This window comes from Micromonospora vulcania (assembly GCF_042658605.1).
Lineage (GTDB): Bacteria > Actinomycetota > Actinomycetes > Mycobacteriales > Micromonosporaceae > Micromonospora > Micromonospora vulcania.
On sequence record NZ_JBHSQS010000025.1, the window covers coordinates 30,891 to 45,050 of the forward strand.

The window sequence follows — 14,160 nt, forward strand, 5'->3', positions numbered from 1 at the left end:
TCACTTGCCGGTACCTCCAGGGGTGGTGGCCGTCGGGCAGCCACAACTGCGGCGCACGACGACCTCGGTGGGGAGGACGATGCCCTCCGGCGCGGGGGCGCCGGGTTCGCCAGCGGCGTGCAGGATCAGTCGGGCGGCCTCGGCCGCCAACTCCCGCACCGGCTGGCGGACGGTGGTGAGTGGAGGAGAGACGAGCGCGGCCATGGGCGCGTCGTCGAATCCGGTGATGACCAGGTCCTGCGGCACCCGCAGGCCACGACCGAGAGCACCGACGAGGGCACCGAGGGCGATCTCGTCGTTCGCACAGACGATGGCGTCCGGGGGCTGCCGGTCGTGCAGCAACTGGTCTGCGGCGAGCACGCCGTCGGGCTGCTGCATGCTGACCCGGATCGGCTCGGTGGGCGGGGTGAGCCCCAGCTCCCGGTGGGCGGCCAGGAAGCCGGCCCATCGTTGGCTGACGTCGGGTGATCCCTCCGGGGTGCCCACGAACACCAGGTCACGCAGGCCGTGCTCGGCGAGCAGGTGCCCGGTCAGCCGGCTCATGGCGTCGGCGTTGTCCACGCCGACCGAGGGCACCGCGTCGCCGCCCGGGCCGGCCAGGACGACCACCGGGACCAGGTCGGCGAGCGTGCGCAGCGCCGACTCCGAGATGGTGCCGCCCATCACGGCGATGCCGTCGACCCGCCGTGCCATCTCCAGCACCTGGGCGTCGGAGTCCTCCCGCAGGTGGGTGCAGAGGATGTGCACGCTGGCCCGGGCGGGCACCGCCTCGGACTCGAAGCCCTGGATGAGTTCGCTGAAGTAGGGGCCGGAGAGGCCCGGAAAGACCAGGCCGAGCGCGCCGTGTCGGCGGGCGGCCAGCGCCCGGCCCAGATGGTCGGGTTGGTAGCCGTGCAGCTCGATCGCGTCGAGGACCCGTTGCCGCAGCTCAGGCGACACCTGGCCGGTGCCGTTGGAGACCCGGGAGACGGTGGCGACGGACACGCCGGCCAGGCGGGCGATCTCCCGAACCGTGATCCGACTGTTGCCCATGGCCCCCTCGATCCGTAACGTGCGGTTAACAGAAACCGGTTTCAGGCACCATAAGCAGCCTCGTGGCAGATCACAAGAGGTGGCCCGAGATGCGCCCGAGAGGATGAGACAGGTCATATGTCCGAAGTGTTGCTCCAGAACCGCAGGATCGTCGTCGACGGTCGCCCCCGACTGCTGCTCGCCGGAGAAGTGCACTACTTCCGGCTGGCCAGGGCCGACTGGGCCGACCGGCTCGACCGGCTACGCGAGTGCGGCGCCGACACGGTGGCCACGTACGTGCCCTGGCTCTGGCACGAGTTGCCGGACGGCACGGTCGACCTCACGGGGCGTACCCATGAGCAGCGGGACCTGGCCGGCTTCCTCGACCTGGCCCACGAACGTGGCCTGCACGCGGTGGTCCGCCCCGGGCCGTTCATCATGGCCGAGGTCAAGAACGAGGGCATCCCCTACCGGGTGTACGACGAGCACCCCCACCTGCTGCCGTCCACCTGGGATGGCGCGCCGATCGCGACCCGCACCGTCGACTACCTCGCCCCGGAGTTCCTCGCCGCCGCCGACGGGTGGTACGCCGAGGTCATGCCGGTGATCGCCGAGCGGCTGGCCGGTCGCGGTGGCCCGGTGATCGCGGTGCAGCTGGACAACGAGATCGGCATGCTCTCCTGGGTTACCAACTCCCCCGACCTCACCGACCTGCTCTGCGAGGACCTGCGCCGGTGGGCCGTCGACCGGTACGGCAAGGACGCCGCCGCCGAGCGGATCGGCGCCGACCCGGGCGACCCGGCGGCCTGGGCGGCGGCGCTGCGCACCCCGGCCGAGGCGCGGTCCCTGTCCGTGCACGACGACCTGGGCCGGTACATGCGCGACCGGTACCGCCGCTACGTGGCCGAGCTGCGCGCCAGCGCCGAGCGGCACGGCGTACGCGGGGTGCCGTTCCTGATCAACGTGCACGGCACCGGCGGTGGTCGCGGGCAGAGCTTCCCGATCGGCATCAGTCAGCTCTTCGAGTCCTACCGTGGGCTGCCGCAGGTGACCTCCGGCTCGGACTACTACCTGGGCGACCTCACCGTCACGAACGTCGCGGACCTGTACGTGGGCAACGCGTTCCTGGCCGCCGTGCACGACGCCGACCAGCCCCTGACCTCGCTGGAGTTCGAGGCGGGCAACGGCGACTACGGCGAGGACCTGTCGACGCTCTACCCACCGGAGGCGGTCGAGCTGAAGACCCGGCTCTGCGTGGCGCAGGGCAACCGGCTGCTCAACCTCTACCTGTTCGCCGGTGGCCACAACCCGCCACTGGCCGAGCCGGTGGGCGACGGCAACGACCGGATCGCGTTCACCGGCGAGCGACACGGCTTCGCCGCGCCGGTCGGCCCGGAGGGGCGACTCAACCCGACCTTCGACGCCGCGAAGCGGGCGCTGCACGCCGTACGCGGCGTCGCCGACCTGCTGGCCGACTCGGACGAGGAGGACGACGGGCTGGCGCTCGGCTTCGTCCCCGACCACTACCTCACCGAGTACCACCACCCGGCCTCGTCGTCCCGCGCCGAGCAGGTCGCCGACCTGGAACGGTTCCGGGGCATGGGGCCGCGTGACGTGCTCGCGCGGGCGCTGCTGCTGGCCGGCTACTCGTTCCCGGCCGTGGACCTGCAGTCGGCCGGCCCCACCAGTGGGGTGATCGCCCTGGCCAGCGCCACCACGCTGGGGCGCGACGTCCAGCAACGACTCGTCGACCATCTGCACGGCGGCGGCGGACTACTGCTGCACGGAGTGCTGCCCGAACGTGACCACGACGGCACACCCTGCACGCTGCTCGCCGACGCGCTGGGGCTGAGCGTCACCGGACGGGTCGAGGGCGGCCCGCACTACTTCCCGTCGGTGATCGGGCACGGGTGGGCGGCCGGCCGACCCGAGGTGCGGGTCGGCTACGCCCAGCACCTCGCCGGCACGAACGCCCGGCCGATCCTCACCGAGATCGGCTCGAACGAGCCGTGTGCCGTGGAGGTCACCTGCGGTGCCGGCCGGGCCGTGGTGGTCGCCGCCGACGTGCCGTGCGACCTCGCGTTCTGGCGCGGCGCCCTGGACCGGCTGGGCGTACGCCCCCGACTCGACCCGCGGGCCGACGGGCCCGGCCTGGTGCTGACCTCCACCGTCGACCGGACCGGGCAGCGGCTGCTGCACCTGGTCAACGTGGCGCCGTCGGCGGTGACGGTCACGCTGAGTTGGCACGGCACCCCGGTACTCGACGGCCGAGCGATCCGGGTGCCCGCCCGAACCGGCCTGATCCTGCCCTACGGCATCCGGGTCGGCGACGCGACGCTGGTGGAGACGACCTGCGAGGTGGCCTGGACCGACGGCGACTCGATCGGCGTACGCCCCACTCAGGGCGACGACGTGGTGGTGCTGGCCACCGAGCGGCCGGTCACCACCAGCCGGGGCACGGTGACCACCGCCGACGGCCGGGTCACCGTACGCCTGCCGGCCGGCCCGGCCGACGACCCGGTCCGGATCACTCTGGGCTGACCGCGCCGGGCGGCGGGGCTGACGACGGGGGCCGGCCGGTGTGCAGGGTGTGGGGGCACCCTGCACACCGGCCGGTGTCAGCTCAGCCCGCCGCGCAGGTCGGGCTCAGGCTGCCGGCGGTGCCGTTGGCCTGGAACCCGAACTCGGTGGACTGACCCGCGCCGACCCGGCCGTTGTAGGCCACGTTCGTCCACCGCGTGGTGCCGGTGTCAGCACTGCGGCTGGCGTTCCAGGCGTTGGTGACCGTCGCGCCGGACGGCAACGCGATCGTCACCGTCCAGGAGGTGATGGCCGAGGAACCGGCCGTCACCCGCACGGTAGCCACGAAGCCGCCGGTCCACTGGTTCACCGACACAGCGGCGGTGCAGGCACCCGGGCCCGGAGGCGGCGGGGTGGTGGTGGGCGGCGGCGTGGTGGTGGGCGGGGTGGTTCCGTTGTTGAGCGCGGCGAGCACCGCATCGTACGCCGGCTTCTTGGCACCGCCGCTGGTGAACAGCAGCGGGGTCTGCGAGGCCCGCCACGAGTCGCTGTCCCGGATGCCCCACACGGTCACCCCGTTGCACCGGGCCACGGCGAGGCAGTCCTCCACCACGCTGCGGTAGGTGGCCGCCGACGCGCCCTCGATGTCCAGCTCGGTGATCTGCACGTCGACCCCGAGCGCCGCGAAGCTGGACAGCGTGGTGCGGTAGTTGCCCGGGTACGGCGATCCGCTGTTGAAGTGCGACTGGAACCCCACACAGTCGATCGGCACGCCGCGCTGCTTGAAGTCGCGCACCATCGCGTACACGGCCTGGGTCTTCGCGTGCGACCAATCGTCGGTGTTGTAGTCGTTGTAGCAGAGCTTCACCGTCGCGTCGGCGGCCCGGGCGGCCCGGAACGCGGCCTCGATCCAGTCGTTGCCGGTGCGCTGGAGGTTGGAATCGCGGCGGGCGCCGGAGCCGCCGTCGGCGAACGCCTCGTTCACCACGTCCCAGGTCACGACCTGACCCCGGAAGTGCGTCGCCACCTGGGTGACGTGGTTGAGCATCGCCTGACGCAGCGTGCTCCCGCTCAGGTTCTGCATCCAGCCGGGCTGCTGGGAGTGCCAGGCCAGGGTGTGACCGCGCACGCTCATCCCGCGACTGCGGGCGTGGTTGACGATCTGGTCCGCCGCGCCGTAGCTGAACTGGCCCTGCTGCGGCTCGGTGGCGTCGATCTTCATCTCGTTCTCGGGGGTCACCGAGTTGAACTCGCGGTTCAGGATCGTGACGTAGGTGTTGTCGCTCAGTTTGTTGGCGGCCACGGCGGTGCCGAAGTATCGGCCCTTCTCGGCGGCGGACGCGCCGAGCGTGGTGCCGGCGGCGGCCGGCCCCGCCAGGAGGATCGCCGCGCCGACGGCGAGGCTGCCCGCCCCGACCAGTGCGAGAGCGGCTCTCCATGCCGCCTTCCACGTCGCTCTACTCATCGTGCAACTCCAGTTCTGGGTGGTGGTGGGATCGGGGACGTTCAGGCGATCGAGCAGGCGACGCCGTTCAACGCGAACGACGAGGGCCTGCCGGCGCCGCCCTCGTGGGTGGCCTGGAAGCCGATGCTGACCGAGGCGTTCGGCGCGATGGTGGCGTTGTACGAGACGTTGCTCGCGGTCACCGCGCCGCTCGCCGGCGCGTACTGCGCGTTCCAGCCGGTGGTGATGCGCTGGCCGGCGGGCAGTGCGAAGGTCAGCGCCCACCCGGTCACCGGGGCGGCGCCGGTGTTGGTGATGGTGATGCTCGCGGTGAGGCCGGTGTTCCAGGCGTTGACCGCGTAACCGACCCGGCAAGCACCCGTCGTCGGCGGTGGCGTGCTCGGCGGTGGCGTGCTCGGCGGCGGGCTGGTCGGCGGCGTGACGCCGTCCAGCGCGAAGAAACGGATCACCTGCGCCGCGTCGACCGGCAGGTTGTGCGAGACGCCCTGCATGCTGATCGCCTCGACCGGGGCCGTGCCGCCGCTGCCGCCGTACCGGGTGCGGGTGTAACCGGACTGCGGCGAGTCGGTGTACGTCGGCGTCTGGCTCAACCCGTGCACGTTGGTCCACTGCTTGACCTGCTCGCCGAAGTTCGGGTAGCGCAGCGTCTCATCGTTGGTGCCGTGCCAGATCTGCATCCGTGGCCGTCGAGCGGTGTAGCCGGGGTACGCCTCGCGGACCAGGTCCCCCCACTGCTGCGGGGTCCTGATGACCTGGCCGTTGGCGCACTGGCTGTTCCACTCGGAGGTGCCCCCGGTGGCGAAGCAGCCGAACGGCACGCCGGCGAACGACGCACCCGCTGCGAACACGTCCGGGTAGTCGCCGAGCAGGACGTTCGTCATCATGGCCCCGGACGAGGTGCCGGTGACGAAGATGCGTTCCGGGTCGACGGCGTACCGCTGGCGCACGTGGTCGACCATCGCCAGGAGCCCGACCGGGTCACTGCCGCCGCCCCGGCGCAGCGCCTGGGGCGAGGACACGTCCCAGCACAGGCTGCTACGGGTGACCGACGGGTAGATCACGATGAACCCGTACCGGTCCGCGAGCGCGGCGTACTGCGTGCCGGAGTGGTACGCCGGGCCCGAGCCGGTGCAGTAGTGCAGGGCGAGCAGGACCGCCGGCCGGGTCGCCAGCCGGTCCGGGACGTACAGGTGCATCCGAAGGTTGGTGGGGTTGGCGCCGAAGCCGGTCACCTCGGTCAGCGTCGCCGCCGAGGCCGGCACGGCGAACGTCAACGCGGCGGCGGCCAGCGTCATGGTCGCCGTGAGGGCGCCAAGCATTGCTGTCTTGAGTCTCATCGTCTGCGAATCCTCGGGAGAGTTGGCGCATGGAAGGGGAGTAGATCGAGGACTGCCCTTCGCCCGACCCTGACCGCGGCTCGCGTGACTGCCAGCTTTAATCGAGGACGCTCGATTGTCAATACTTCCGGAAGACCGATGAGAGTTGAGATGCCGCTGCGGGCGTTCTACCTCGGCATGGATGGCGAACGGCGCACCCTGGCCCGCTGAACGCCGACAACAGGAGCACCATCCACGGCAGATGTTCCGGAACAGTTCCGGATCGGCGACCCGGCCATGCCGCACCGCCAGAGCACCGCGAATCGTGGAAGGAGGCTGCCCCCGGAGGGGCCATCACCTGCCAAGACCTTCAAGGGGTACGGCGGTCAACGAGCCGGATAGATCCGACTGACCGTCTCGGCGACGCAGACCGGCTTGCCACCGCCGTCGCTCTCCACGGTGATCGAGGCGACCATCTGCACCCCACCCTGCACCGGGGACACCTCGGCGATGGTGGCGGTGGCCCGTACGGAGGCGCCGACCCGGACCGGGGCGGGAAACCGTACCCGGTTCAGGCCGTAGTTGACGCCCATCGCCACCCCCTGCACCCGGTAGAGCTGGCTGGCCAGCGACGGCAGCAGCGACAGGGTCAGGTAGCCGTGCGCGATGGTGCCACCGAACGGTCCGCTCGCGGCGCGTACCGGGTCGAGGTGGATCCACTGGTGATCGTCGGTGGCGTCGGCGAAGAGGTCGACGCGGCTCTGCTCGATCCGTTGCCAGGGGCCGGGACCGAGGGTCTCGCCGACCGCGGCGGCCAGTTCGTCGACGGAGGTGAAGACTCGCATGCGGATGCCCCTTAGCTAGAAGGCGTTGACGCCGGTGAGCGCGCGTCCGATGAGGAGTTGCTGGATCTGGCTGGTGCCCTCGTAGAGGGTGGCGACCCGGGCGTCACGCAGGTACTTGCCGACCGGGTACTCGTCGATGTAGCCGTACCCCCCGAAGACCTGGACCGCGTTGTTGGCCGCGCGGACGGCGGCCTCGCTGGCGAAGAGCTTCGCGATCGAGGCCTCGGTGGCGAACGGCTGGCCACGGTCGATCAGATCGGCCACCTGCCACACCAGCAGCCGTGCCGCCGCGGTGTCCACCGCGATGCCGGCGAGCAGTTGCTGGACGAGCTGGTGGTTGGCGATGGGTTTACCGAACTGGGTCCGCTGGCCGGCGTAGCCGACCGCGGCGTCCAGGCAGCCCTGGGCGATGCCGACGCAGCCCGCGGCGACGGACATCCGGCCCTTGGCCAGAGTGGCCAGCGCGAGGCGGAAACCACCACCCTCGGCACCGAGGCGGGCGGCGTCGGGCACCCGTACCTCGTCGAAGCGCAACTCCCCGGTGGCCTGCCCGCGCAGGCCGAGCTTGCCGTGGATCTCCCGCCGGGTCAGCCCCGGGCTCGCCGTGGGCACCAGGAACGCGGAGATGCCCCGGTGCCCGGGGCCACCGGTGCGGGCGAAGACCAGCGCGACGTCAGCGGTGGTGCCGTTGGTGATGAACATCTTCGTGCCGGTGAGCAGCCAGTCGTCACCGTCGCGGACGGCGCGGGTGGTCAGGGCTGCCGCGTCCGAGCCGCTGTCCGGCTCGGTGAGCGCGAAGCAACCGAGCGCGGCGCCGGAGCAGAGCCGGGGCAACCACTCGGCCCGCTGCGCGGCCGACCCGTGCGCGGCGATCGACTTCGCGACCAGACCGAGCGAGACCGAGACGATGCCACGCACGGCCGAGTCGCCCCGGCCAAGCTCCTCCAGGACCAGGCAGTACGCCACATGGTCGCCGCCGGAACCGCCGTCGGACTCGTCGATGGTCAGCCCCAGAAAGCCCAGGTCGCCGAGCATCCCGACGATGGCCGGGTCGACCGACTCGCGCCGATCCCAGGCCGCCGCGTGCGGCACCAACTCCCGGTTGGCGAAATCGGCAGCGAGCTGACGGACCGCGGTCTGCTCCTCGGAGAGGGTGAGCTCCATGGCGAATAAACTAGCGGTGATAGTTAAAGTCGTCCAGACCGGACGATCAGCGGTCCGAGGCCAGACCGGCGTGCCGCTCGGCGGCGAACGCACGGGCCAACTCGGTACGCGAACGGATGCCGAGCCGGTGAAAGACGTTGCGCAGGTGGTGGTCGACCGTACGGGTGGAGAGGAACATCCGCGCGGCGATCTCCCGGTTGGTGGCCCCCTCCGCGACCAGTTGGGCGATCCGCAGTTGCTGGCCGGTCAGCAGCCGTGCCGCGGGCAGGTCGGGCGGGCCGACCGACTCACCGGCCGCGCGCAGCTCGGCGGTCGCCTGCTCGGCCCAGCAGCTCGCCCCGAGCAGGATGAACGTCTCGCGGGCCTGGTGCAGGTGTCCACGGGCGTCCCGTGGACGCCGACTGCGGCGCAGCTCCTGACCGAAGAGCAGCTCGGTACGGGCCCGCTCGAACGTGCCGGCCTCCGTCGGGTGCAGGCGCAGCGCCGTCTCGAACTCGCGCTCGGCCTCGCCGCTACCCCGTGACGCGAGCAGGGCGTGACACCGGGCGGAGAGGGCCCGGCGCAGCGGGCTCGCGGTGCTGCTGGCCCAGCGGTCGAAGACGGCGAGCGCGGCGGTCGCCACCGGCCGGTGCGGCAGGTCGGCGGCGGCCGCCTCCACCAGGTACGGGGTGGCCATCACCTGGACGAGGACCTGCCCCCGCCCGGTGCCGAGTCGGGCCAGGGACGCCAGCCGGGCCGCCGCCTCGGCGTGCCGGCCGTCGACCAGGTCGAGCACCGCCAGCGCCCACCCGGCGAGCGCGTGCGGCCGGCTGCCCGGCGTCGGCGCCTCGCCGATCTCCCGGATCCGCCGCAGGCTGGTCTCCCGGTCGGCCCGGATGGCGGCCAGTACCGCGAGCATGCCCAGGTGGACGTTGGCGCAGTTGACCTGGCCGGCGGCGCGGGCGACCCGCAGCCCGTCCCGGGACGTCTCGGCCGCCGCCTCGTGCCGACCCAGCCAGTACTCCGCGACGGCCCGCAGCTCCAGCGCCCGGGACAGCATGGACAGCTCGCCCCGCTCCCGGGCCAGCACGGCGGCGCGCTCGGCGAGCCGGTGCGCCGCACCGTCCACGGCCACCACCAGGCCGGCCGCCGCCGCGCAGGTGAGCGCGGTCGGGGTGAGCGCGGGCCCGGTCAAACGGCCACCCAGCACGACGGCTCGGCGCAGTGCCGGCCCGGCCCGCTCGTGGTCGCCCCGCAGGGTCGCCGCGACTCCGGCGACCAGGGAACTCATCAGCTCGACGGCCGGTGGGTCGTTCGGGCGTCGCAGGGCCGTCGCCCGGCGCCCGACCTCGGCGTACCGGTACTGGTCGCCGGCGAAGCAGACGGCCTCGCCGGCCCGCACCAGCGCGGTCAGCGCGAGCGCGCGGTCGGTCCCGGCCACCGCGCCGGCGGCGGTCAGCAACGTGGCGGACGCCGCCGAGGCGGCGTCGCAGCGCAGCTCCAGCTCGCCGCGCAGCAGGTCGGCGTGCCCGGTGACGGTCGGATCCGTGCAGACCGCGCGCAGACGGCCGAGCAGCAACCGGACCTGGGCCGGTTGGCCGGCGGCCCAGGCGTACCGGGCGGCGGCCAGCAGGCGGGCGGCAGCACGGGTCGGTTGGTCGCTGAGTTCGGCGGCCCGACGTAGCGCCGCCGAGGCGGTGGCCCAGCCACCCTGCCCACCGGCCGCCGCCCGTTCCAGCTCGACGGCCAGCGCCGGGTTGGTGCCCGTCTGCGCGGCGGCGAGGTGCATCGCCCGGCGCAGCCGCTGCCCGTCGGCGTCGAGCGCGCCGGCGAGCAGCCGGTGCGCCGCGCGGCGCTCCGCCAGCGGCGCGGTGGCCGCGACCATCGCGCGGGCCAGCGGCTGGGGGAACGTGACGCCGCGTGGGCCGACGCGGACCAGACCGGCGACCTCCGCCGGGGCCAGCGCCTCGACCGCGGTGCCGGCGGCCCCCGCCGCCCGGATCAGAGTGGCCGGCTCCCCGTCCTCGTCGAGTGCCGCGAGCAGCAGCATCCGTCGGGTGTCGGACGGCAGTCGGTCCAGCCGGGCCCGGTAGGCGCGACCCAGCGCGCCGTCGGCCGGCGGCGCGCCGGGCAGCGGCTCCTCCCCCCTGCACTGCCCGGGGCTGAGCACGTCGGCGAGGTCCACCAGTGCCTGTGGGTTGCCGCCACCGACCGCGGCGAGCGCGGCCGCGACCGGCGCGCAGGGCCACTCGGGCAGTCGGTCGGCGAGGACGGCGACGCTCTCCCGCTCGTTCAACAGCCCGAGCCGGTGCGCCGCAACCCCGTCGATCGTGGCCGTGACGTCGGCGGTGAGCAGGACGGCGACCGGCAGGTGCCGCAGTCGGCGGGCCACGAAGGCCAGCACCTGCGCGGTCGGTGGGTCGCCCCGGTCGACGTCGTCCATGGTGACCAGCAGCGGGCGGTCCCGGGCGGCGGCGGCGAGCAGCCCGAGGACGGCCATCGACAGCGCCAGGCGGCGGTCGGCCGGGCAACCCTCGCCGGCCAGGGCCAGTCGCAGCAGGTGCCGCTGCGCCTCCGGCAGGACGCCGGCCCGGTCGAGCACCGGATCGAGCAGCCGCTGCAGGCCGGCGTACGGCAGCGCCGCCTCCTCGGCCAGCCCGGTGCCGGCGAGCACAGTGCAGCCCTCGGCGGCGTAGCGGTGGGCGTAGCCGATCAACGCGCTGCGGCCCGATCCCGGCTCGCCGTGCAGCACCAGGGCGCCGCCGCCGTCGGGCACGCCGGCCAACAGGTTCCGGACAGCTCGGCACTCGTCGTCCCGGCCGCGCAGTACGGTTATTTGCACTCGTGATGCATTAACCATGCGTCACAGTGTTACCCATCGATAACCGAATGGAAAGAGGTGGGCGATATCGGGACGACCGGGCGTCAGCCGGCCGCCACCTCGGCCAGCAGCGCGCCCACCGTCCGGGCCATCACCGCGCGGGCCTGGTCCACTCCCAGCCCCAGGCCGTCCCGCAGCATCGACCAGGCCGGCCACATGCTCGCGCCCACCAGCGCGTGCAGCAGTTGCTCCCGCCCCCGCCCAGCCTGCTCCAGCTCGGCGGCGAACAGCTCCTCGACCTCACCCCGGACGCGGTCGATGTGCTTGAGGCGGTTGCGGTGCAACTGGTCGGAGACCAGCTCACGCATCTGGGCGGCGCGCGCCGACGGCGCGATGAGCTGGAGCAGCCGTGCCCGTTGCCGGCAGTACGCGTCGACCCGCTTCGCCAGCGGCAGCCCCGGCGAGATCGGCCGGTAGGCGGCATCCTGCTGCCGCAGCACCTCGGCGCCGCTCGCCTCGAAGAGCGTCTCCATGTCCTTGAAGTTGGTCCACAGCGTGCGCAGCGAGATGCCCGCCCGCTCGGCGATGCGCTCGCCGGTCGGCCGCAGGTCGCCCTCGGAGATGAGCGCGAGGTGCGCCTCGACGATGGCCGCACGGGTGCGCTCCGCGCGGGCGGTCCGCCCGTCGACCCGACCCGGGGCCTCGACCCTGTTCATCCGCCCCCGCCCCTTCACCGCCACGACGCCCCCGGACGCAACGTCGAGTCTAGACAGGCGGTGATCAGCGGTTCCGGGGTGCCACCCGCGGCCCCGGGCGGGGTCATCCGGCCCGGCCGGTCAGCGTGACGCCGCCATCGCAGACGATGGTCTGCCCGGTGATCCAGGCGGCGTCGGTGGAGGCGAGGAAGGCGACCGCGCCCGCCACGTCCTGTGGCAGCCCGAGTCGCCCGAGCGGGTACGCCGCGGCCACCTCGTCCTCCCGGCCCTCGTAGAGCGCGGAGGCGAAGCGGGTCTTCACCACTCCGGGAGCGACGGCGTTGACCCGGACGGACGGCCCGAGTTCCACCGCGAGGCTGGCGGTGAGGTGGTTGAGCGCGGCCTTGCTCACCCCGTAGAAGGCGATTCCGGGTGACGGGCCGAGGCCGGCGATCGAGGACACGTTGACCACACAGCCACCCCGATCGGTCATCCCCGCGGCGCAGACCTCCTGCACCCAACCGAGCGCGGCGACCAGGTTGACGTCGAGGATCTTGCGCGCCGCCGCCAGGTCCAGACTGACCAACGGGCCGTAGGCCGGGTTGATGCCGGTGTTGTTGACCAGCAGGTCGACCGGCCCGAACGTCTCGCTGACCTGCCGCACCGCGGCGGCCCGGTGCGCGGCGTCGTCGGCCCGACCGGCCACGGCCACGGCGTACGCCGGCCCGCCCAGGACGGCGACCGCCTCCGCGAGGGCCTCCGGATGCCGGGCCGTCAGGCCCACCCGGGCACCCTCGGCCACCAGGCGTTGGGCGATGGCCAGGCCGATCCCCCGACTGGCACCGGTGATGATGGCGACCCGATCCACGAGCCGACCTGAATCTGCATCCACGGTGCAGATAGTAGGAGGGCCGGTCGGCACCGGTCAACGCCCGGACGACGGCGGGCGGCAACCGGGATGACGGCCGGCCGGGCACGCCGACGGACCGGACGTGGTCACCGCGCTGTGCGGCGCGACCACGCCCGGTCCCCGGCCGGGTGTGCGGGTCAGGAGCCGGATGGGATCCCGTTGGCCGGCGGCGGCGCAGGGGTGGCGGTGTACTCGTTGACCGGCCCGTCCGCCTCGTCGGTCTCGTACGCCGGCCCGAAGTAGCTCTGCACTCCCCCGGTCACCCGGCTCAGCCGCTGGCCGCCGTAGCCGGAGTGGTCCTTGTCGGAGAAGCGCAGCGGCACCAGGCCGGGGCCCTTGAAGCCGCCCTTCTGCACGGCCTCGAGCACCTTCTCCCGGGTGAGGTCCTTGCCCGCGGCGAGTAGGGTCTGCACGAACAGGTAGCCGACCGACATGCCGTAGACGGTGTTCCCGTCGAACGGGGCGTCCCCGTTGTGCTCCTTGTTGACCTTCGTGAAGAGCTCGATCCAGGGGTTCGTGACCTCGTTCTGCATGGGCAGGTAGTTGGTGCCGACCATGCCCTCCAGCAGCGGAGCCGCCGCGCCGAGCTGCTTGGCCAGGGTCGGGTGGTCAGCGCCGACGTTGGAGACCAACCACTGTGGCTTGAAGCCCAACCGCGCGGCGGTGCCGATCGAGAGCGCGGTGAAGCCGGGCACCGTGGCGAGCACGACGACCTGGCAGTTGGCCGCCTTGAACGCGCCGATCTGCGGTGCCACGTTGGTGTTGCTGGTGACGTACGTCTGCTTGACCGCCACGGCGGACGCGCCGAGCACCTTCTCGACGCCGGCCAGGCTGTCCCGGCCGAAGTCGTCGTCCTGGCCGAGGAAGCAGAGCTTCTTGCCGGCCAGGTTCGCCTTCGCGTAGTTGGCGAGGATCTTGCCCTCGACGGTGTAGTCCGGGTTGAAGCCGAACGTGCCCGGATACTTGTCCGGCTGGTCCCAGCTGCGGCTGCCGGACGCCACGAAGAGGTCGGGCACCCGGTTGCTCTTGAGGAAGTCCAGCACACCGGTGTGCGTCGGCGTACCGAGACCGTTCAGGATCGCGAAGACCTTGTCCTGCAGGACGAGCTGGCGTACGACGTTCTGGGTGTTCGCCGGGTTGTAGCCGTCGTCCATGATCTTGTAGGTGATCTTCCGGCCGTGCACGCCGCCGTTGGCGTTGACGTAGTCGAAGTACGCCTTCGTCGCCGGGGCGATCTTGGAATAGCCGGCCGATGCCGGCCCGGTGAGCGGCATGTGGGTGCCGACGACGATCTCGCCGGCGGTGACGCCGGGCACCGATCCGCCGCCGGAACCGGAACCGTCGTCGCCGCTGCAACCGGCGGCGGCTATCAGCAGGGCTATGGCGCTGGCGATCGCGAGACCGCGTTGTGCCGTGCGATGCATAGGAAACACC

10 protein-coding genes are annotated in these 14,160 nt (G+C 72.6%); 1 reads left to right on the forward strand and 9 read right to left on the reverse strand.

Features of this window, described 5'->3' with window-relative positions; translation table 11 throughout:
* The gene (locus tag ACFQGL_RS27510; protein ID WP_377515426.1) at positions 1-1,032 is read right to left on the reverse strand and encodes a LacI family DNA-binding transcriptional regulator; all 1,032 of its coding nucleotides are present in this window, start codon (positions 1,030-1,032) and stop codon (positions 1-3) included.
* A gap of 117 nt (positions 1,033-1,149) precedes the next feature.
* Between ACFQGL_RS27510 and ACFQGL_RS27515 the strand changes: the two genes are divergently transcribed.
* Positions 1,150-3,552, forward strand: coding sequence for a beta-galactosidase (locus ACFQGL_RS27515; RefSeq protein ID WP_377515427.1), 2,403 nt, complete (start codon positions 1,150-1,152; stop codon positions 3,550-3,552).
* Between the two features lie 82 nt (positions 3,553-3,634).
* On the opposite strand, the gene ACFQGL_RS27520 is transcribed toward ACFQGL_RS27515, so the two are convergent.
* From ACFQGL_RS27520 to ACFQGL_RS27555, 8 genes are all read right to left on the reverse strand, one after another.
* Positions 3,635-4,996 (reverse strand): glycoside hydrolase family 10 protein, encoded by a 1,362-nt coding sequence (locus ACFQGL_RS27520; RefSeq protein ID WP_377515428.1) that lies wholly within the window; start codon positions 4,994-4,996, stop codon positions 3,635-3,637.
* Positions 4,997-5,037: 41 nt separating this feature from the next.
* Positions 5,038-6,333 carry an extracellular catalytic domain type 1 short-chain-length polyhydroxyalkanoate depolymerase gene (locus ACFQGL_RS27525; protein ID WP_377515429.1) on the reverse strand — a complete coding sequence of 432 codons (1,296 nt, stop codon included), beginning with the start codon at positions 6,331-6,333 and terminating at the stop codon, positions 5,038-5,040.
* A gap of 365 nt (positions 6,334-6,698) precedes the next feature.
* Positions 6,699-7,157 carry a MaoC family dehydratase gene (locus tag ACFQGL_RS27530; RefSeq protein WP_377515430.1) on the reverse strand — a complete coding sequence of 153 codons (459 nt, stop codon included), beginning with the start codon at positions 7,155-7,157 and terminating at the stop codon, positions 6,699-6,701.
* Between the two features lie 15 nt (positions 7,158-7,172).
* Positions 7,173-8,321, reverse strand: a complete 1,149-nt coding sequence (locus tag ACFQGL_RS27535; protein ID WP_377515431.1) for an acyl-CoA dehydrogenase family protein — start codon at positions 8,319-8,321, stop codon at positions 7,173-7,175.
* Positions 8,322-8,367: 46 nt separating this feature from the next.
* A complete protein-coding gene (locus ACFQGL_RS27540; protein WP_377515433.1) occupies positions 8,368-11,142 on the reverse strand; it encodes a helix-turn-helix transcriptional regulator in 2,775 nt (924 codons plus the stop codon).
* An 83-nt stretch (positions 11,143-11,225) separates the two neighbouring features.
* Positions 11,226-11,837, reverse strand: coding sequence for a TetR/AcrR family transcriptional regulator (locus tag ACFQGL_RS27545; RefSeq protein WP_377515434.1), 612 nt, complete (start codon positions 11,835-11,837; stop codon positions 11,226-11,228).
* A gap of 103 nt (positions 11,838-11,940) precedes the next feature.
* Positions 11,941-12,708 (reverse strand): SDR family oxidoreductase, encoded by a 768-nt coding sequence (locus tag ACFQGL_RS27550; protein ID WP_377515435.1) that lies wholly within the window; start codon positions 12,706-12,708, stop codon positions 11,941-11,943.
* A 155-nt stretch (positions 12,709-12,863) separates the two neighbouring features.
* Entirely contained in the window at positions 12,864-14,150 is a 1,287-nt protein-coding gene (locus ACFQGL_RS27555; protein WP_377515436.1) for an ABC transporter substrate-binding protein, read from the reverse strand.
* Positions 14,151-14,160: the final 10 nt, after the last annotated feature.

Bases quoted from the DNA above. Each gene is read 5' to 3' on its own strand.
- ACFQGL_RS27520 (WP_377515428.1), bottom strand. From the start codon at position 4,996: ATGAGTAGAGCGACGTGGAAGGCGGCATGGAGAGCCGCTCTCGCACTG.
- ACFQGL_RS27515 (WP_377515427.1), top strand. From the start codon at position 1,150: ATGTCCGAAGTGTTGCTCCAGAACCGCAGGATCGTCGTCGACGGTCGC.
- ACFQGL_RS27525 (WP_377515429.1), bottom strand. From the start codon at position 6,333: ATGAGACTCAAGACAGCAATGCTTGGCGCCCTCACGGCGACCATGACG.
- ACFQGL_RS27535 (WP_377515431.1), bottom strand. From the start codon at position 8,321: ATGGAGCTCACCCTCTCCGAGGAGCAGACCGCGGTCCGTCAGCTCGCT.
- ACFQGL_RS27555 (WP_377515436.1), bottom strand. From the start codon at position 14,150: ATGCATCGCACGGCACAACGCGGTCTCGCGATCGCCAGCGCCATAGCC.
- ACFQGL_RS27545 (WP_377515434.1), bottom strand. From the start codon at position 11,837: ATGAACAGGGTCGAGGCCCCGGGTCGGGTCGACGGGCGGACCGCCCGC.
- ACFQGL_RS27530 (WP_377515430.1), bottom strand. From the start codon at position 7,157: ATGCGAGTCTTCACCTCCGTCGACGAACTGGCCGCCGCGGTCGGCGAG.
- ACFQGL_RS27510 (WP_377515426.1), bottom strand. From the start codon at position 1,032: ATGGGCAACAGTCGGATCACGGTTCGGGAGATCGCCCGCCTGGCCGGC.